We start from the raw sequence: 20543 nt of genomic DNA on the forward strand, positions 1-20543 counted from the left end.
GCTAGTATGATTGCTGAGAATTTATTCATTGGATAATTTAATTTTAGTTGTTGATGTATTATTTAACACGACAGGTCTATATCAATACCTTCGGATTATTTATGTAGTAAATATAGTAGGTCTAATCTATAAAAATAAAGTATGTTTTTAAATAAAATTAAAAGATCTAGGAACTTAAGTGCTGTTTGATCTCATTTGGTTTAATTAAGTTTAACAGTCTTTATAGATTCTGGATATTAAAAATTAATCGAACATCAGTTGATAATTTTATAAGTTAATACACAATGATATCTTCGTTCGTTTTAATCATAAACGGTAACTTTCTAAATTAGAAGCTATAATTACAAGTGATAATTAAACTTCTTGGAACAATATTAGTTGTATAAATACTTGTATAATAATCTGATGAGCGAATTTCAATAAAGCGCTCGTTATTTAAAATGTTTTTTGCATTGAAACTGTAACTGAATTGTTTGTTTTTAGGAATATATTTAACTAATAAATCGAGGAAAGAATAATTGGCTTTATTGTTTATTTTATAAAAATCATACGTTAAACTGGAAAACCATTTTTTATTAGGTGTATAAAACAATTTGAATGCATTATTCAAATCTTGGTTTTCAAAACTAGCATTAGCATTTGTTTTATTTTTAGTCAAATTGAATTGAAGAATATTTTGAAAATTAAGTTGGCCATCAAAAGCTGACTTCAAAAACAGTTCATTCCTACTGCTTTTACTTATGTTATTTCGTAATTCGGAATTGTTGATGAGATTTTTATAATCATAAACGTTGTATTGGGTTCTAAATCTTACAGTGGATTGTATAAAAGGTAAATACTTTTCTATTTTAAAACTTAAATCTATTGTACTGAATTTTTCGTCTAAGAACAAATAGGATATTTGTGAATTATTTTGATCAATATTTAGATTGGAGAAAAAATTACCTTTGTTTTCAGAATAATTGATACTTGCATTCATTAAAAATTGTTTTGATAAGTCATATAAATTGTAGCCGACAGCATAGGAAGCTGTTCTTTGTAGCTGTAAATCAAGATTGTTTTTTATAGTGGTTCTGTTGCTAACAAGAATGTTATTTGAATAGTTGTAATTGTCAATCAAAGGATTTAATCTTGAACCTAAGTTAACATTAAAACTAGATACTCTACTGAATTTATAGCTTAGACTAATGTCTGGCTCAATTAAAATCGCGCTGCTTTTGATTTCGGTGTTTGAGGCTTTATTTTTAATAGCCTGATGTAATAAAGCGCTATTAAAATTAGAAATAATAAGTATGTTTCCCCAGTCATAATCTAACTTATTATTAAAAAAAACTTTAGTTTTAATGAAATTAATATCGTTTATATTTGGATTTTCTTCTGTCTTTAGGTCTGAGTAGAGCGGATTTGATATCAATTCAGTTCCGAGGATTGAATTGTATTTAGCTCTTTTTATTTTGCCAAGGTAACTAGCTTGAAGATCAAAAAACGCTTTTCTTTTTTGAATGCCTTGGATGGCACTTACATCGGATGTTTGCGATTGTGTTTTGAAATTCTGATATAGATTATCAAATGTTTGATTTGATGTAATTTGAATTGCTTTTTTATCTGATATTCTCTTTGTAAACTGAACTTTAGATTTTAAAAATAAATTTTCGGTTTGTAATTCAGTATTAAAAAAGTCTTTTTCATTTTGAAATAATGAAGAAGAAGTATTGATTTTTTCATTATTGATGATAAAGTAGTAATCAATAGTTGATGTGTTTGAAATAGAATGCTTCACATCAAAATCCATTCGAAACAATATTGGTTTTTTATCTGCATTTATTTGATCGCTTGTTGTAAATTTTTGATTGTTTATCAAGTTGTTAGTCTCGTTTAGACTTAAAGAATTGATAAGATCCTTAACAAAATAAAAATTTGATTTATAAGTAGTGTTTGGTCCTGTTTTTAAAGAGATATTGTAGTTGGCAAATATGGAATTATTAAGTATAGTTCTTTTATTATCCAGCATATTTATATAGCTAAATTCAGATATAGTTTTGCTATTTTTAAAAGCAGTGTTGGCATTTTCATTTTGTGTTCTAAAATTGCCAAAATAATCAAATGGCGAATAGTTGACAGCAACATTATTAAAACTAATAGTGCCAAAGGATTTAATTTTTGAGGATAGTGTTAAGAAATTAATGTCAGTGTCTATAGCAGTTTTCATTTCTTTAAAAGTTCCTAAAGATGAATTCAAACTTCCTGAGATGTCTCTGATTTTTTTTTTAAGTTTAAGATTTAATGCTACTTTTCCATCGCCTTCTAGACCTTTTAAAAGTTTGTTGCTCGAAAAATTCTCAAGTGCTTGAACTTTATCAATCATGTCTACATTAATATTTTTGGTGCCAATTGTGTAATTGCCACTAAAAAGATCATCGCCGTCTAGCTGTACTGTCTCTACAGCTTTACCTTTGTATTTAATTTCACCTGTATTGTCATTTACTTCCATTCCGGGTAGTTTCCTAATGATGTCTTGTATTTTTCTATCAGATCCATCTTTATAAGACTCCACATTAAAATTGACAGTATCTTTCACCTCGGTATAAGCCTTTTTTTTTGCAAAAATTTTTACATCTTTTAGCAGTATTGTGGTCTCGTGGTTTAATGTAAAGTCATGTGTGTAAGTTGTACCTTTTTGAGGGTTCAATATGGTATGACCTACTTTAGCATAATTATTAGCAGTTACTTCAACATATAGGTTTTTGTATGCTTTGGTAAGTCTAATTTCATATGCACCGTTTCTGGCTACTGTAAATTCTTTAATGCCTCTGGCATTAGCTGAATCTTTAATGACAACACTTGCAGTTACAAGGTCTATTTGGTCTGATGATGTAATTTTGCCTTTAAGAATTTGTGCTTTTAAACTTACTGTAAAGATTACAAAAACTAATAATGTTCCCGTTATCCTCATTTATTTAAACTCTATTATGGGTAAATCTAAATCGTTGATAGTCATTTTTAAATCAGAATCTGGATTTTTAGATTTTTTATATTTAAATTGAGTTTCTACACTTTTTATTCTAGCTTTAATTCTTTCAGCACGATCTTCTATTTTTTTGAATGTTGGTAAACTGTATAGATATGTACTACTAGACATTTTTTTTATGGATGTAAAATAAAAATTATGATTTCTATCTGTGCTGTGTACTTCAATAATTAAACCCGGTAAACCTGATAATTTCCATGGGCCATCATGAATTGCTATTTCACTAGTAAACCAAATTTCAAACTCACGACCATAAACTGATGCAATTGCTTTTTGACAATTGTAGGTACTTATAGTTTTAAATTCGTCTTGAATTTTAAAATCTATTTTTTCTAATTTTTCTTTAACAAGAATGGCTCCTGGTGTTCGTACATAAATAGAATCTGTTTCCATAAATTTTGTAACTACATATCCTATGCTGTCACCATAAATCATCCCTTTATCCTCTGATTTAAATTTTTCTTCTAAATCTTTATTAGGATATTGTAATTCTTGTTCGTATTGACCATTGATTACTCTGTCCTTGATAAATTTAGATCTAGAATTGTCTGTATATAAATAACATTTAGAAATGGTTTTAGCATCGCCAAAACTGTCATTTGTTTCACTTGTGTAATCGTATTCAATTTTATATTGGCTGTAACAATTACAAGCTAATAATAATAGTATCAGTAGTTTTTTCATTTTTTATTTAAATACCGTTCTAGGAATATCAAGGTTATTTATAGTAACTGTAAATTTTACATTGGGATCCCCTTGCGCCTTATTAAACTTAAATTTATTTTCTTCAATTTCTAAATACCTTTTTTGATAGGTTTCTAAGTCAATCGTTTTCTTGAAAGGAAAAGTTGTAGTAGAACTGTCTAAAGGTTTTGTTTTGTTGATACTTCTGGCAAGATATAAATGAAGGTTATCGGTAGATTTTATTTCTAATATAAGCCCTGGTAATCCTTGAAATAGCCATGGGCCATCACTGATAGGAATTTCGTTTGTAAACCAAAGTTCAAATTGCCTATTTTCAAAATTCACTAATGCTTTTTGACATTTATAATTGCAAATTGATTTATATTCCTCTATTATCTCATAATGAAATTTCACCATTTTTCGTGGTATCTGCACATATTCAGACTTGTCATTTAAAAGTCTCATATAGATAGAATCTTTACTAAAGTTTTTGGCAATCACGTACCCTAAACTATCTCCTTTTGCATATTTGTTACTTTTATTAGCACTTTCCTCTAAATCAGTCATTGAATTTTCAAATTTCAGATCGACTACGCCATTAAAAACACGGTTTTTTACAAATCTTGAATAGATACCATCAGTAACTAAAAAAGTATTGGCTCTTACAATGCTGACATTACCAGGTAACTGATTGGTGATTACATAGTCATATTCAATCTTATATTGTGCCGTTACAACATTTAAAAAATTAAGAAAGATGAAAAGGATACCTATTTTTTTCATGAAGTAATATTAAATTTTTAAATAAATTAAACGAGGTGTTTGCTATTCTATTTTTTTATATTTTAAATTGTATTATAAAACGAATTATTAGAATATCGAATATATTACTTTTTTGATGTAAAATTATAATATTGTTATGTATTAGTGCAACTAATCTTTAAAATACTAATAGTTTAGTTTTTTTAGTGTCATAAAATCATTTTAAATTGTTTACGCTCCTGATTAATATTTTACTACATTAGATAAAAAATAAAAAATACATATTTTTATGAAAAGAAGATCTTTTTTGGCTTCATCGGCTATTGCTGCCATTGGAATAAATACTTTTTTGGTTACTGGTTGCGACTCTAAATCTAATGATAAAAATACATCAGCTTCTGGAGAGGAGTTTAATTTGAGTTTTGAACTTGATGAAGAATCAATTACTTCTCTACAATCTAAATTGAAATCGGGTACATTTACATCTGAGCAATTGGTGCGTTTGTATTTGAATCGAATTGAAGAAATAGATAAAAAGGGTCCTAAACTCAATTCAGTAATAGAGGTTAATCCAGATGCTTTAACCATTGCAAAACAACTTGACGAAGAACTTAAAGCTGGAAAAAGCCGTGGTGCAATGCATGGAATCCCCGTTTTGATAAAAGACAATATTGACACGGCTGATAAAATGCAAACAACGGCTGGATCTTTGGCAATGGCTGGGAACATAGCTTCTAACGATGCAACTGTTGTGAAAAAGTTAAGAGATGCAGGCGCAGTAATCATTGGTAAAACCAATTTAAGTGAATGGGCCAACTTTAGATCAACACAATCTTCATCAGGATGGAGTAGTAGAGGCGGTCAAACCAAAAATCCTTATTTTTTAGATCATAATCCTTGTGGTTCAAGTGCGGGTTCAGGAACAGCAGTTTCGGCAAATTTGTGTGTAGTGGCGGTAGGTACAGAAACAGATGGCTCTATTGTTTGTCCTGCTTCAGTAAATGGAATTGTAGGTATTAAGCCTACTGTTGGTTTAGTGAGTCGTTCCGGTATTATTCCTATTTCTAAAACGCAAGATACAGCTGGACCTATGGCTAGAACAGTATCTGATGCTGCTATTTTATTAGGTGTATTAGCTTCTGTAGATCAAAAAGATCCTGTAACTCTTGAAAGTAAAGGAAAATCTGTAACAGATTATAGTTCTTTTTTAAAATTAGACGGATTAAAAGGAAAGAGAATTGGTATTGAAAACAAACCGCAAGGAGAGAATCAATATATAAATGCTCTATTTGATGATGCCATTCAATTGTTAGAGAAGCAAGGAGCTACAGTAGTAAAAATTGATTATATAGACAAAATTAATGTATTAGGACAAGCTGAGTTTGAAGTATTGCAATATGAATTCAAAGATGGACTCAATCAATATTTAGCTACCGCTAATGCTAAAGTAAAAACATTAAAAGACGTTATTGATTTTAATAGCTCAAACGAAGACAAAGCGATGCCTTATTTTAAGCAAGAAACTTTATTGAGTTCTAATTTGAAAAAAGATTTAAAAGCTTCTGAATATCAAGATAGTCTCGAAAAGAGTTTTAATGGAAGTAAAAAAATATTAAATGAAGTCATGGCTCAAAATAGTCTTGATGCCATTTGCGGAATTACAATGGGTCCGTCATGCAGTATTGACACTATTTATGGTGACCGTTGGGGAACTTATTCCTTAACTTCACCTGCAGCAATGAGCGGTTATCCTCATATCACAGTACCCTGTGGGCAGGTATATGAATTACCTGTTGGGCTTTCCTTTTTTGGTAAACCATATACCGAAGGCTTGTTAATTTCTCTAGGATATGCTTATGAGCAAGCCACCAAAAAAAGAGTAGTACCAAAATACAAAGCCTCTTTCTTGAGCTAAATAGAAAAAGGGATTAAGTCATTAGTACTTAATCCCTTTTTTAAATTTATTTGAAATTGATGGAGAGCGAATTTACACAATATCTTTGACCTGTTTTTGTAGGTCCATCATTAAAAACATGCCCTAAATGGCTGCCGCAAGTGGCACATAAAATTTCAGTACGTTTCATTCCGTGAGATACATCATCAATATACTGTACTTTTCCAGGAATTGATTCGTCAAAAGAAGGCCAGCCACAATGCGCATCAAATTTGGTATTGCTTTCAAATAAACTTTCATTGCAAGCTCCACAGGTATAGGTTCCTTTTTCAAAGTGCAAATTGAACGTTCCTGTATGTGGATATTCGGTGCCTTTAAGACGTAAAATTCGATATCTATCTTCTCCCAAAAGCGCTTTCCATTCTTCTTCTGTTTTTTCTATTGGATATTTCATGTTGTAAGTAGTTTGTAAATTTAATTTTCTAAAAAATCTATTGTTGCTTCAATTACTTTTGAGTTTCCTAATATTTTTCGGTGTCCAAGACCGTTTGTTACCATTAATTCTCCTTTTTTTAAATGATTGTGAATGTTCTTTGCAGCACTAAGCGGAACTTCAGGATCATCTGCATCATGAATTACTAAAACAGGGATAGGTACTTCATTTGCAGCATGAGATGCGGAATAGTTATTCATATCGTCCTTATATTTTTCTTCAAAATGAGATCGTAGTGAAATACCTATTTTTGGATCTAGTTTTAGTTTAGCAATAAAATCATTTATTATGTCAGAGACAACATCGCCACTACCAATAATAATTGCTTTGTTGACTTTCATTCCGTTTTTTATGGCGTTTAATACCGACATTCCTCCTAATGAATGGCCAACAATACCTTCAAACGGTCCATGAATTTTATCAATTTCAAGAATGGAAGCTATAAAGTCCATCATAACTGCTGATGAGCCTTGGGATTTTCCATGTGCAGGCGCATCAAAACTTATTGTTTTATAATTTTTTTGCAAAAGCGCATCTGCTATTTTGAATAACTGTGTTCCACGACCAGCCCAACCATGAACAAGTAATATTTTTCTATCGCTAATGCCATATTCATAGAGTGTGATTTCTTTATTTATTGCAGGAATGGTTAGGGTACTTTTTAAACTTTTACTTTCCATTGTGAGTTCTCTTTTGGGAACCTTATATTTTGTGGGTGTAGTAAATAGTTTTGCAGCAAATAGTGTTACTAATTTTGAAGAAAAAAAAGCGATTAATTTGCTTGTGTGTAAAATTATCTTGGGAATTTTTAAGGATTGTGTATGAACGGTACTCTTTTTTGTCATTATACTAAATTTTCGATAGGATTATTTTTTTGTAATTTTTTTACTAAATTTAGAAAAACATAAAAGTACTTTTTTTTAGATCTTTAAAAGAAATTTAAATGTTTTTTTAACAAAAAGTATTTTTTAAAACACAAATTAATTTCATGGAGTTATTTCATATTAGCGCTGAATGTTTTCCTGTTGCAAAAGTTGGTGGTCTTGCCGATGTTGTTGGAGCACTACCCAAGTATCAAACTAAAGCAGGCCATGAAGTTCGGGTTATTATTCCAGAATATGATGTGGATTTTACTAATGAAAATGCATTTGAAACTGTTTTTAATGGAAATGTATCTTTAGGTAATTTTAATTTTCCTTTTAGTGTTCATAAAGAGTCAACAAATAAATTAGGATTTGAGTTGTATTTGATTGCCATTCCTGAATTATTTGATAGGAAACAAATTTATGGATTTCAGGATGATATAGAACGCTTTTTAGCTTTTCAAATTGCGGCTTTAGATTTTATTTCGAATAGAAATACAATTCCTGATATTATCAATTGTCATGATCATCATACAGGAATAATGCCGTTTATGATGCAATACAGTTTTAAATATGAAAAACTTCGAGCAGTTCCCACCGTTATTACAATCCATAATGGTTTATACCAAGGACAATTTGGTTTTGAAAAAATGGCTTATATCCCAGAATTTGATTTGATTCATAAGAACGTTTTAGAATGGGATCATTGCATTAATTCATTGGCTGTAGCCGTAAAATGTGCAGGAGGAGTTACCACCGTTTCACCAAGTTATTTAGACGAAATAAATGGTTTTGCTAGTGGATTAGAATCGCTGTTTCAAAATGTACGGTACAAGTCCAAAGGGATTTTGAACGGAATAGATGTAGAAATTTGGAATTCAATGACAGATGATATGCTGGAGAAGAATTATTCTATAGCTGACTTTGCTATTGGAAAACAAGCCAATAAAGAAAAGCTTTGCTCTCTTTTTAATCTGGATGCAACAAAACCACTTTTTAGTTTTATAGGAAGATTGTTTGAAGAAAAGGGAGGTGATTTATTGCCAGATGCAGCCTATTTTGCCTTAAAAGAACAAGCCAATGAAATCAACATTTTTGTTTTAGGGTCTGGAAATGTAGTTATAGAGAATAAATTAAAAAATCTTATTCCTGAGTTTAAAGGTAATTTCAATGCCTACATAGGCTATAACGAGGCACTAGCCCATTTGATTTATGCAGGTTCTGATTTTATCTTAATGCCATCAAGAGTTGAACCTTGTGGACTGAATCAAATGTATGCTATGCGTTACGGGACAATTCCTATAGTGCGTAGAACAGGAGGATTAAGAGATACTGTAATTGATTTTGGTGATGATGGAAACGGTATTTGTCATGATCAGGCATCTGTTGTGGATATTTGTTATTCGATAAGGCGTGCAAAACAACTTTTTGAAAACAGAGAAGCAATTAATGAAGTTATTGAGAGAGGAATGAATACTGATCACTCATGGGAACGAGTGTGTTTAGAATATTTAGAAATGTACAATACTATAATTGACAAAAAATGAACGCTAAAAAGAAAAATGTTATTGCAATTATTTTAGGTGGTGGACAAGGTTCCAGATTATATCCTTTAACAGAGTCGAGATCTAAACCTGCTGTACCCATTGGAGGGAAGTATAGATTGGTAGATATTCCTATTTCAAATTGTATGAATTCAGATATTTATAGAATATTTGTATTGACTCAATTCAATTCGGCGTCCTTAAATGCTCACATAAAAAACACCTATAACTTTAGCATTTTTAGTCATTCTTTTGTTGATATATTGGCTGCGGAGCAAACTCCAGATAATCCAACTTGGTTTCAAGGCACTGCAGATGCTGTAAGACAATGTATGCCCCATTTTTTAAACCATGAGTTTGATTATGCATTGATTCTTTCTGGAGATCAATTGTATCAAATGGACTTTAATGAGATGGTTGAAGAACATATCAAACGACAAGCCGATATTACCATTGCAACTTTACCAGTTAATGCAAAAGATGCACCGGAATTTGGTATCCTTAAAACTAATTCTGAAAGTTGTATTGAATCTTTTATTGAAAAACCGGCTAAAGAATTTTTGCCAGATTGGGAATCAGATGTGAGTGACCAAATGAAACAAGAGGGCAAGCATTACCTAGCCTCAATGGGAATTTATATCTTCAATAAAGAATTGTTAGTAGACATTATGTCTAACAAGGAAACAAAGGATTTTGGAAAAGAAATTATTCCACAGGCAGTGGGTCATAAAAAAATACTAAGTTATCAATATGAAGGATACTGGACCGATATTGGAAATATTGATTCTTTCTTTGAAGCTAACATTGGTCTTACAGAAGACTTACCAAAGTTTAATTTGTTTGATGATACCAATAAAATTTACACTAGACCAAGACTTTTGCCTCCATCAAAATTTCAGAAAACAATGATTGATCGTTCTTTAATTTCTGAAGGCTGTATTTTGAATGCCAAAGATATTAAACATTCAGTAATAGGTATTAGATCCAGGATAGGAACGGGTACCGTGATTGAGAATAGCTATATCATGGGTAATGATTATTATCAAAATATAGATGATATGAACAAAGATATTGATGCTGGTAAGCAGCTTGTAGGTATTGGTGAACGTTGCTACATCAATAATGCAATAGTAGATAAAAATTGCAGGATAGGGAATGATGTTCATATAAACGGAGGAAGCCATTTAGCTGATTTTTCTACAGATTTATATGCGATTAAAGATGGTATTGTTGTAATTAAAAAAGGAGTTGTATTACCAGATAATTTTAGTATTAAATAACTTAAATAGTACATCATTTAAATGTACACAAATCCTATATGAATACTGTTATCACACACTCCCTTTTTACTGATTTTGATATTGACTTGTTCAAAGCGGGCAAGCATTTTAGGCTTTATGAAAAACTAGGTGCTCACATGATGTCTGTGAATGGAGTGCAAGGAGTGTACTTTGCAGTTTGGGCACCATCGGCTCATTCAGTATCTGTTGTAGGGGATTTTAATTTTTGGCATCAACATTCGCATTTATTAAACGTACGGTGGGATTCATCAGGAATATGGGAAGGTTTTATTCCAAATATTGAAAAAGGAGCCATTTACAAATACAAAATCCAATCTAGCATTGATGGAGTTGTCACTGAAAAAGCAGATCCATTTGCTTTTTTTTGTGAGCAACCGCCAAAAACAGCCTCTGTTGTATGGGATCTTGATTACGATTGGAACGATGCAGAATGGATACAAAACAGAAAAGAAAGGAATGGTTTAAACAAACCTTTTTCTGTTTATGAGATGCATTTAGGGTCTTGGAAACGTCACGTTGAAGATAATAGTTTTCTGTCGTATCAAGAATTAGCACTTGAGTTAGTTCAATATCTCAAAGAAACTGGGTTTACTCATGTAGAATTTATGCCTATAATGGAGTATCCGTACGATCCATCCTGGGGATATCAGTTAGTAGGATATTTTGCGCCAACATCTAGATTTGGAAATCCTCAAGATCTCATGTATTTGATAGATAAATTACATCAAGAGGGAATAGGAGTGATTCTGGATTGGGTGCCATCTCATTTTCCAGATGATCCACATGGTTTAGGATTTTTTGATGGTTCTAATCTTTTTGAACATCCAGATCGAAGAAAAGGATACCATCCAGATTGGAAAAGTTTGGTATTTAATTACGGACGAAATGAAGTTCGTTCTTTTTTGATCAGTAACGCCTTGTTTTGGTTACAGCATTACCATGCAGATGGATTGCGTGTAGATGCAGTGGCTTCCATGTTATATTTAGATTATTCTCGAAAAGAAGGAGAGTGGGAGCCCAACATTTACGGAGGTCGAGAAAATCTGGATACAATCAGTTTTCTTAAAGAGTTTAATGAAGCAGTTTACCTTAATTACGAAGGTGCTCAAACTATTGCAGAGGAGAGCACATCGTTCCCAATGGTTTCAAGACCTACCTCTATAGGTGGTTTAGGTTTTGGGATGAAATGGATGATGGGTTGGATGCATGATACCTTGGATTATTTTAAAAAAGATACTATTTATAGAAAATACCATCAAAATGAATTGACATTTTCCATGACATATGCCTTTACAGAAAATTTTATGTTACCACTTTCACATGATGAAGTGGTTTATGGCAAAAAATCTATTTTAGGAAGAATGCCTGGTGATGAGTGGCAAAAATTTGCAAATCTTAGACTTTTATATGCCTATATGTTCATGCATCCAGGTACCAAGCTCTTGTTTATGGGCGGTGAATTTGGTCAAAGTAGCGAATGGAATTTTGAAAAAAGCTTAGATTGGCATTTATTAGAATTTTCTTTTCACAAAGGAATTAAAAAGATCATTACAGATTTGAATGCATTGTATAAATCGCAACCTGCATTGTATGAAAAACAATTTACTCCTGATGGTTTTGAATGGATTAATTATTCGGATCATCAAAATGCAGTTTTTTCATTTATCAGAAAAGGAAATAATCAAGAAGATGATTTAGTTGTTGTGTGTAATTTTACGCCAGTGATTAGAGAAAACTATACCATTGGTATTCCAAGATCGGGTAATTTACAATCTATATTTAATAGTGACGAGACTATTTATGGAGGAAGCGGTGTTCAAAACTCTAAGCGAATTTTAATTCAAAGTATTCCTTATGATAGCAGAGATTATTCGGTTGCTTTGATTCTTCCTCCATTGAGTGTAATTGCTTTCCAGATTGTATAAAATTTGTGTTCAAACTTTAATTTTTATTTAAAAAAATGGATGGTGCATATCAATAATTATATATAACGTTTTCGTTAATAAATGTCATGTTTTAAAGAGATTATGTTCGTTTTTTGTATGTTTGATTTTTGAAAACCAGTCCAAATAAATACCATACCACATGATTACAAATACAGAACTAGAATATAAAGGAGACTTGTATCCTACAAAAATAGTATCGTTTGAACATGATGTTGATTCTGTTTATTTTCACACAGACAACAGTGTTATTTTAAAAGTAACGGTATTAAGAGATAGTTTAATACGTTTTAGATTTACTACTAAAGGCTATTTTAGCAATGATTTTTCGTACGCGGTAGATAAAAGCCATTCGCATGGGTATAATTTTCTTGAGGTAAGTGAGCACGAAGTGTTTTACCAAATAAAAACAAGTAAAGTTAAGTGTAGGATTCAAAAATCAGACATGAGACTTTCTATTTATGACTTAGAAGATACCATTATATTAGAGGATGAACTAGGATTTCACTGGGAAGAAAGTTATGAATATGGTGGGAACATTGTAAAAATGAGTAAGTCCTCAAAAGACGGGGAATGTTTTTACGGTTTAGGTGATAAAGCCACTCAAATGAATCTTAAAGGAAAACGTATTGAAAATTTTGCAACAGATCAATATGCATTTCAAAAAGATCAAGAACCACTTTATAAAGTAGTTCCGTTTTACATAGGTTTACACAACAAAAAATCATACGGAATTTTCTTTGACAATACTTTTAGAACATTTTTTGATTTTTGTCATGAACGCCGCAACGTAACTAGTTATTGGGCCGAAGGTGGTGAAATGAATTATTATTTTATTTACGGTCCACAAATGCAAGATGTGGTAACAACTTACACAGATTTAACAGGAAAACCAGAGTTACCGCCTTTATGGGCGCTGGGATACCACCAGTGTAAGTGGAGTTATTACCCTGAAAGTAATTTAAAAGATGTTGCTGCTAAGTTTAGAGAGCTAAAAATCCCTTGTGATGCTTTGTATCTTGACATTGATTACATGGACGGTTTTAGATGTTTTACATGGAATAAAAACTATTTTCCAGATCCTAAACGAATGGTAGCCGAGTTAGCCGAAGATGGTTTTAAAACGGTTGTTATAATTGATCCTGGGATAAAAATTGATAAAGAATATTCGGTTTACAAAGAAGCTTTGGCAAATGATTATTTTTGTAAACGTGCCGATGGTCCTTACATGAAAGGAAAAGTTTGGCCTGGAGAATGTAATTTTCCTGATTTTACAAACCCCACAGTAAGAGAATGGTGGGCTGGTCTATTTAAAGAATTAATATCAGATATAGGTGTTAAAGGAGTGTGGAATGATATGAACGAGCCTGCCGTTATGGAGGTTCCTAATAAAACATTTCCTATGGACGTGCGTCATCATTACGATGGAAATCCATGTAGCCACAGGAAAGCACACAATATTTACGGTACTCAAATGGCTAGAGCCACTTATCATGGTGTAAAACGTTTTGCCTATCCTAAGAGACCTTTTGTTATTACACGATCAGCTTATGCAGGAGCGCAACGCTACACCTCTTCTTGGACAGGTGATAATGTAGCTACGTGGGAACATTTATGGATTGCAAACATACAAGTACAACGTATGTCAATCTCAGGTATGGGTTTTACGGGTTCAGATATTGGCGGTTTTGCAGAGCAGCCTTCAGGGGAATTGTATGCTAGATGGATACAATTAGGAGTGTTTCACCCCTTTTGTAGAACGCACTCTTCTGGAGATCATGGCGATCAAGAACCTTGGGCTTTTGATGACGAAGTAATTGATATTACTAGAAAGTTTGTAAATTTACGATACCAATTGTTGCCTTACTTGTATACCATGTTTTGGCAGTACATCGAAGAAGGTGTACCAATGTTGAAACCATTGGTATATTTTGATCAAGAAGATACTCAAACCCACTATCGTAATGATGAGTTTGTTTTTGGGAATCAAATATTAGTCTGTCCCATTTTAGAACCTAATGCTTTAGGTAGAAGAATGTATTTACCTCGTGGCGAATGGTATAATTACTGGACAAACGAGTTGTGTAAAGGTGGAAAAGAACTTTGGGTAGATACAAAGTTTGATCAAATTCCAATTTTTATAAAAGCAGGATCTATTATTCCTAAATATCCGGTTCAGCAATATGTAGGCGAACTCGAGTTTGATGAGTTGATACTAGATGTATATTACAAAGATGGTAAAGAATTATCTGTAGTCTATGAGGATGCTCAAGATGGTTATGATTACAAAAAAGGACGATACAGTTTTATGTCTTTTCAAGCAACAGGTAAAGAAAATGAATTAATTATTCAAGCTCATCAAGAAGGGAAGTATGTTACTAATTATTCTAAGTATAGAATGAATTTTATTGGCTTGCCTTTCAAGGTGAAAAATATTGAAATTGACAATGTAGCAGTCGCATTTGATAGTGATACCTTAGAAAAAGAAGGATATATTCTTGTTGAAAAAGGATTTATATCTTTTCATATTATGGGTAACTTGGATTAATATTGAAACTATTTACATTAATTATATAAGTAATGCAGACACATTTTTTGTATTTTTGATTCTTATAAAATTACAGTTATGAAAAAATATGTATTAGTTAGTTTGGTTACATTAGGAATTGTTTATTCTTGCGCTACCAATCCCATTACAGGAAAAAAAACACTTAACTTTGTGCCAAATAATCAGTTATTTCCAACAGCCTTTCAACAATACGATACATTTTTGAAAGAGAATAAAGTAATTACAGGAACTGCCGATGCAAAGAAAGTGGAGGCTATAGGTTTCCGAATTAAGGCTGCTGCTGAGAAATATTTAACATATTTAGGTCAAGGACAGTATTTAGTAGATTATCGATGGGAATATAAATTAGTCGACAACAAAGAAGTTAACGCATGGTGTATGCCAGGTGGAAAAATCGTAGTGTATTCTGGGATTTTACCAATTACTAAAGATGACGCAGGCCTAGCAACAGTTATGGGACATGAGGTTTCGCACGCTCTTGCTGATCATGGTGCGCAACGTATGAGTGCCTCTCAATTGCAACAATTAGGAGCCGTAGGAGTAGCAGTTGCGACTGGAGGTAAAAGTGAAAAAACACAACAAGTATGGAGTCAAGTTTATGGATTAGGCTCTCAAGGTTTAGGAATACTTCCATTTAGTAGAGCTCACGAAACAGAAGCTGATAAAATAGGATTGGTTTTAATGACAATTGCAGGATATAATCCTGAAACGTCTATTGCTTTTTGGCAGCGCATGTCGGCTCAATCTAATGGTCAAGCACCACCAGAATTTATGAGTACACACCCGTCAGATGCTACCCGAATTGCTAATTTACAAGCGTACATACCCGAAGCAAAAGCAATTGCTGCTAAAGTAGGAGTGATAAGATAATATTGTTTTTTATTATGTAGAAAGCTATCCGTTATGGATAGCTTTTTTTGTTTACATAAGATGATTTTATGAATAATGATTTCTTAATGTGTAAAAAAATAAGGTTTTGCATTGTTCTTGAAAAAAAATAAATACATTCGTAACCAAAAAAAATCACATGGCTGAATTAGAAAAAGGAAGTAAAAAATTATTAAATGCGTGGGCTTTTTATGATTGGGCAAACTCTGTCTATACTTTAACTATTGCATCAGCTGTTTTTCCTATTTTTTATGATGCTTTATTTTCAGACCGCAGTCATTATATTGATGTTTTTGGGATGCACCTTAAGAATTCAGCGTTAATAAGTTTTATTACTGCTTTTGCTTTCTTAATAGTTTCATTCTTATCTCCATTATTATCTGGAATAGCTGATTATGTTGGAAATAAAAAGGCGTTTATGAAATTCTTTTGTTATTTAGGGGCCTTATCCTGTATGGGTTTGTATTGGTTTGACCTTGAAAATATATATGTTGGCTTATTATTTTATTTATTAGGATTAATAGGATATTGGGGGAGTTTGGTTTTTTATAACTCTTATTTACCAGATATTGCTCATGAAGAGCAGCAAGATCAAATAAGTGCTAAGGGCTATTCCATGGGATATATAGGGAGTGTAATTTTATTAATTATTAATTTATTGATGATTATGAAACCTAAGCTTTTTGGAATTTCAGGAACAGATGGAGAAGCAGCCATGAAAGCAATGCGCTACTCTTTTGTTATGGTAGGTGTTTGGTGGATTCTTTTTAGTCAATATTCATATTATTATTTACCCAACGGCAACAAAAATAGCGGTCACAAAGTTAACCGTCAAGTAGTGTTTAATGGTTTTAATGAACTTAAAAAAGTATGGCTTTTATTGCAAGAAAATAAAGCTTTAAAAGCATATTTAAGAAGTTTTTTTGTGTCGAGTATGGCTGTACAAACCGTGATGCTTGTAGCTACTTATTTTGGTGCACAAGAAATTCAATGGCCTACTAAAGAAGAAGGAACAGTAGGTTTGATAATTTGTATTTTGCTTATTCAATTAGTCGCAGTTTTAGGAGCTTTCTTAACGTCAAGAGCTTCAAGTAAATTTGGAAATATCCCAACTTTAATTTTTATCAATTGTTTTTGGGTTTTATTATGTGTGGCAGCATACTTCATTACTCAACCTTTAGAGTTTTATATTATGGCTAGTTGTGTAGGACTTGTTATGGGGGGCATTCAGTCGTTATCAAGGTCTACTTATTCAAAGTTGTTGCCTCAAACTACGGATACGGCATCGTTTTTTAGTTTTTATGACGTAGCCGAAAAAATAGGTATTGTTATAGGAATGGTGGTTTATGGAATTGTAGATCAAATTACTGGAAGTCCCAGATTAGCTATTGCTATATTAGCGCTTTTCTTTATAATTGCTGTAATTCTGTTGAATAAAGTACCAAAAAAAGGTGTTTTACAATCGTAAAACACCTTTTTAATATCTTTTGAAATAGGTTTTTAGGATTTCGATATATTCCCTGATCCACTTACTTTGGTGTCTTTTTTCTTTGGATCACCTTTGTATTGAATGTCACCCGAACCCGAAACTCTAGCGTGTAAGTTATCAGAACAAAAAACAGTAGTATCTCCTGAACCTGATACGGCAGCATGAACGTTTTTAGCCTTCAGTTTTGAAGTATCTATATCTCCAGAACCGTTTAGAGCTGTATTTAATTCCTCTGTAGTTCCTGAAATAGTGACATCTCCGGATCCTGTTACATCTATTGCAACTGAACTTGATGCTACTTCTAAATTAATATCCCCAGAACCAGTTAACTGTACTGATAACGAATTGCTATTGATTGTTTTTTTTGTATTAACATCACCTGATCCTGTCAAACTTATTTTGTTAATTTCCTCAAAGGGAACCGAAATTAAAATTTGCTTGCCTTTACTCGTGCTCAAGTACTTATTTTTTTCGGAACTAATTTTAAGTATATTGTTTAATACTTCAATTTTTAAGAAGGGTATTAAATTTTCCTCTCCTTTAACAGTAATGTCTCCTTCTTTTCCTGAAACCAGTTCTACATCAAAGAATCCAGATACAGCAATAGCATCATAATCTGTTGTCGTTCTTTTTTCAGAAACTATGTTTCCATTTCCTTGAATTTTATTTTTGCTAGACCACTGAGCAAAGGTTAAAGTAGTGGATAATAAAGCGCAACCTGCAAGTAATAAAAGTGATTTTTTCATAATTAATTTAGTTTAGTTTATTGGTTTTGTGTGAGCACTACGTTCCCATAATTAGTTGTTATAGTTATGCTATTTATTCCTTTTCTTTTATGAAAGCCTGTGTATTTTTTTGTTTGTGAGTTTTCTTCTTTACTGTCCATTTCAAGAGCGCTATCGTATTTTAGATTGGCATATTTTAAGATGGCATTCAAGTCAAAATAATAATTGGGTTGAAAACCAATAGTTATTCCTGTATAAGCTGCTGATATCATTTGAGACTTAGCTTTAGCATGAACAGATTGAATAGCAAGCGAACTGTATTTTGTTTGGAGTGATAAGCTTCCTGTAATTTCTCCTATTTGAATAGTAAGATAGTCTCCACTAGCTTCTAGGTTTCTTATTTTTGAGATTTTAATTTTGCCATAATCGCTAGTGTAAGCAACAGAATCACTATTTAAGATTTCTATATCTGTATAATCAGATGTTAATTGAAGTTTGGAGGTCTCATCAATCTTAATACTTGAATATCTTGCATTAATTTGTCCGTTTTTGATAAGCTCTATGCTGGAATTGTTGCAATATTCTATATTGATGTCGCTAATTCCTTGTAATTTTCCAGTGGTAATCTTTCCGTATTTGCATTTTATTTCAGCATTTGATACAATATCAGTAGTGGTAATATTACCATATTTGTTATTCAATTTAATACTTCCATTTCTAGGTATTTTGAGAATATAATTTATTTCAAAACTATTTTTTTTCCCAGAACTTTTAATATTCGAATTTTCAAATATTGTTTTTGCGGTTACTAATCCTTTTAGAGCTTGGATATCAATTGTTATAGCTTCTATTTTTTGATTGACCCAATTTTCGTTGTCACCGCTAACTCGTATTTGAACATCCAGTTCAATTTTATCTTCGTCCCATGTGGTTACTACAAGAGATCCGTATGAATTATCTACCGCTAGAATAGCGTTTGAATTAACATAGTATGCTTTTTTGATGTTTTTTTGTTTAGAATGAATAAAATCATTTGTAGCTGCCTGCACTAAAAATGGTACTAGTAGCAAGAATAGTATATAGTTATATTGTTTTTTCATCTGGAAATACTTTTTTGTGTTCGTTATTTTCAAGGTGTTCGAGTACCTTTTGCAAAAAAGAAATGCGTGTTTGTAAGTTACTAATCATGGCATAAATAATCTGTTTACTTTCGCCATTGACTTCTAATTCCTGAATTATTTTTTCATAGTCAGCATCTAGCTGCTTCATTTGTTTAAGAGCATCAGTTATAATTTTCTTGTTTTCGGGTGATTTCTTTTCTTCAATTTTTTCTAATTCTCTTTCGATTAAAACTGTAAAAATAGAATCGGTTTGTATGGTTTCTCTTGATGCGTATTGCAGTTCAGAAGGTTTTTCATAAGAAGGTTTGCATAGTGTAATCCCCATGAATATTATAATTGACGCAGCTATACCAATACTTGTAAAGAGTTTCCAATTAAATTTCTTTTGATTTAATTTTTCTTTAAAACGTACTTCATTATTAGCCTCTAAATTCTCAATGTCCCATTGAAATTGGTGTTTAATAAAGAGTTCGTCTATTGGGTCTTGGTTCCTTTTCATATTTCTTCTAATTTTTTTCTCAAACTGTCTTTGGCTCTGCTCAATGTAGTTCTGCAATTGGCATAACTTATATTTAAAATTTCACTGATCTCTTCTTGGTCATATCCTTCAATGTAAAATAATGTCAAAACCATCTGATAGTTATATTTTAAAGTTGCTATGGTTTCTAAAATTTGTTTGACTTTCAAATTAGTAAAGTCACTATTCATTGAGAAATCCGAATCTATATCTTCAATTTTATGCAAAGTCATCTCAAAATCTTCCGCCTTAAACTGATTGTTTTTTTTATAAAAATCAATGCTTTGGTTGACCACAATTCTTTTTAACCAAGCGCCAAATGAAACTTCTTGTTTGTAATTTTCTAGTTTTGAAAATGCTTTCAAAAAACTTTCTTGCATTACATCCTCAGCATAATGGCTGTCTTTTACAATTCTAAAAGCAACATTATACATAGCGGAAGCATAACGATTGTATACTTCGTATTGTGCTTTTTGATTGTTTTGCTTACACAATACAATCAGCTCTTCGATATTACATTGGTTAATGTTCAAATAGTGGTTTCGTTTTAATAAAGACTTGGCAATGGTGCAAATGTTACACTTTGTATAAAAATAAATTTTAAAGATATTGATTTACTGCAAATCATTTGTTTTTATGAATCTTATTTATAAGATAATTAGCATTTGATTCATTTCTTTTGCCATAAAGATTGAGACTTTTACTTGATGGTCCTTTAATAA

Annotated in this window: 16 protein-coding genes; 7 read left to right on the forward strand and 9 right to left on the reverse strand. The window is 31.7% G+C overall.

Features of this window, described 5'->3' with window-relative positions:
• Positions 1-328 precede the first annotated feature (328 nt).
• Genes DNC80_RS11155 through DNC80_RS11165 form a run of 3 tightly spaced genes read right to left on the reverse strand, consistent with a single transcriptional unit; the run spans position 329 to position 4495 of the window.
• Positions 329-2953: a carboxypeptidase regulatory-like domain-containing protein gene (locus tag DNC80_RS11155; protein ID WP_182651291.1), complete on the reverse strand. Its 2625-nt coding sequence runs from the start codon at positions 2951-2953 to the stop codon at positions 329-331.
• A complete protein-coding gene (locus DNC80_RS11160) occupies positions 2954-3712 on the reverse strand; it encodes a GLPGLI family protein (RefSeq protein ID WP_182651292.1) in 759 nt (252 codons plus the stop codon).
• 3 nt (positions 3713-3715) lie between these two features.
• The gene (locus DNC80_RS11165) at positions 3716-4495 is read right to left on the reverse strand and encodes a GLPGLI family protein (protein WP_182651293.1); all 780 of its coding nucleotides are present in this window, start codon (positions 4493-4495) and stop codon (positions 3716-3718) included.
• Between the two features lie 268 nt (positions 4496-4763).
• Here DNC80_RS11165 and DNC80_RS11170 point away from each other — a divergent pair, with 268 nt between their 5' ends.
• Positions 4764-6389, forward strand: coding sequence for an amidase (locus DNC80_RS11170; protein ID WP_182651294.1), 1626 nt, complete (start codon positions 4764-4766; stop codon positions 6387-6389).
• Positions 6390-6435: 46 nt separating this feature from the next.
• Here DNC80_RS11170 and msrB read toward each other — a convergent pair whose 3' ends face one another.
• Positions 6436-6822: a peptide-methionine (R)-S-oxide reductase MsrB gene (gene msrB, locus DNC80_RS11175; RefSeq protein WP_158729758.1), complete on the reverse strand. Its 387-nt coding sequence runs from the start codon at positions 6820-6822 to the stop codon at positions 6436-6438.
• Between the two features lie 20 nt (positions 6823-6842).
• Positions 6843-7706 (reverse strand): alpha/beta fold hydrolase, encoded by an 864-nt coding sequence (locus DNC80_RS11180; protein ID WP_182651295.1) that lies wholly within the window; start codon positions 7704-7706, stop codon positions 6843-6845.
• Positions 7707-7849: 143 nt separating this feature from the next.
• Here DNC80_RS11180 and DNC80_RS11185 point away from each other — a divergent pair, with 143 nt between their 5' ends.
• The 6 genes from DNC80_RS11185 (at position 7850) to DNC80_RS11210 (ending at position 17437) form a co-directional block, all read left to right on the forward strand.
• The gene (locus DNC80_RS11185; RefSeq protein WP_182651296.1) at positions 7850-9271 is read left to right on the forward strand and encodes a glycogen synthase; all 1422 of its coding nucleotides are present in this window, start codon (positions 7850-7852) and stop codon (positions 9269-9271) included.
• The gene (locus DNC80_RS11190) at positions 9268-10548 is read left to right on the forward strand and encodes a glucose-1-phosphate adenylyltransferase (RefSeq protein WP_182651297.1); all 1281 of its coding nucleotides are present in this window, start codon (positions 9268-9270) and stop codon (positions 10546-10548) included. The genes DNC80_RS11185 and DNC80_RS11190 overlap by 4 nt, the downstream gene beginning before the upstream one ends.
• A 38-nt stretch (positions 10549-10586) precedes the next feature.
• On the forward strand, positions 10587-12494 hold the full coding sequence (gene glgB, locus DNC80_RS11195; protein WP_182651298.1) for a 1,4-alpha-glucan branching protein GlgB: 1908 nt from the start codon (positions 10587-10589) through the stop codon (positions 12492-12494).
• A gap of 160 nt (positions 12495-12654) precedes the next feature.
• Positions 12655-15060: a glycoside hydrolase family 31 protein gene (locus tag DNC80_RS11200; RefSeq protein WP_182651299.1), complete on the forward strand. Its 2406-nt coding sequence runs from the start codon at positions 12655-12657 to the stop codon at positions 15058-15060.
• Between the two features lie 78 nt (positions 15061-15138).
• Positions 15139-15951: a M48 family metallopeptidase gene (locus DNC80_RS11205; protein WP_182651300.1), complete on the forward strand. Its 813-nt coding sequence runs from the start codon at positions 15139-15141 to the stop codon at positions 15949-15951.
• Positions 15952-16108: 157 nt separating this feature from the next.
• Complete coding sequence (locus DNC80_RS11210) at positions 16109-17437, forward strand: MFS transporter (protein WP_182651301.1); 1329 nt, start codon at positions 16109-16111, stop codon at positions 17435-17437.
• 32 nt (positions 17438-17469) lie between these two features.
• On the opposite strand, the gene DNC80_RS11215 is transcribed toward DNC80_RS11210, so the two are convergent.
• The 4 genes from DNC80_RS11215 to DNC80_RS11230 are packed head-to-tail and all read right to left on the reverse strand — an operon-like array spanning position 17470 to position 20354.
• Positions 17470-18204 (reverse strand): head GIN domain-containing protein, encoded by a 735-nt coding sequence (locus DNC80_RS11215; RefSeq protein WP_182651302.1) that lies wholly within the window; start codon positions 18202-18204, stop codon positions 17470-17472.
• Positions 18205-18221: 17 nt separating this feature from the next.
• Complete coding sequence (locus DNC80_RS11220; RefSeq protein ID WP_255493233.1) at positions 18222-19283, reverse strand: hypothetical protein; 1062 nt, start codon at positions 19281-19283, stop codon at positions 18222-18224.
• Positions 19267-19803 (reverse strand): anti-sigma factor, encoded by a 537-nt coding sequence (locus DNC80_RS11225; RefSeq protein ID WP_182651303.1) that lies wholly within the window; start codon positions 19801-19803, stop codon positions 19267-19269. The genes DNC80_RS11220 and DNC80_RS11225 overlap by 17 nt, the downstream gene beginning before the upstream one ends.
• On the reverse strand, positions 19800-20354 hold the full coding sequence (locus tag DNC80_RS11230; protein WP_182651304.1) for an RNA polymerase sigma factor: 555 nt from the start codon (positions 20352-20354) through the stop codon (positions 19800-19802). The genes DNC80_RS11225 and DNC80_RS11230 overlap by 4 nt, the downstream gene beginning before the upstream one ends.
• Positions 20355-20543: the final 189 nt, after the last annotated feature.

The organism is Flavobacterium sp. SOK18b (assembly GCF_014156605.1).
GTDB lineage: Bacteria > Bacteroidota > Bacteroidia > Flavobacteriales > Flavobacteriaceae > Flavobacterium > Flavobacterium tiangeerense.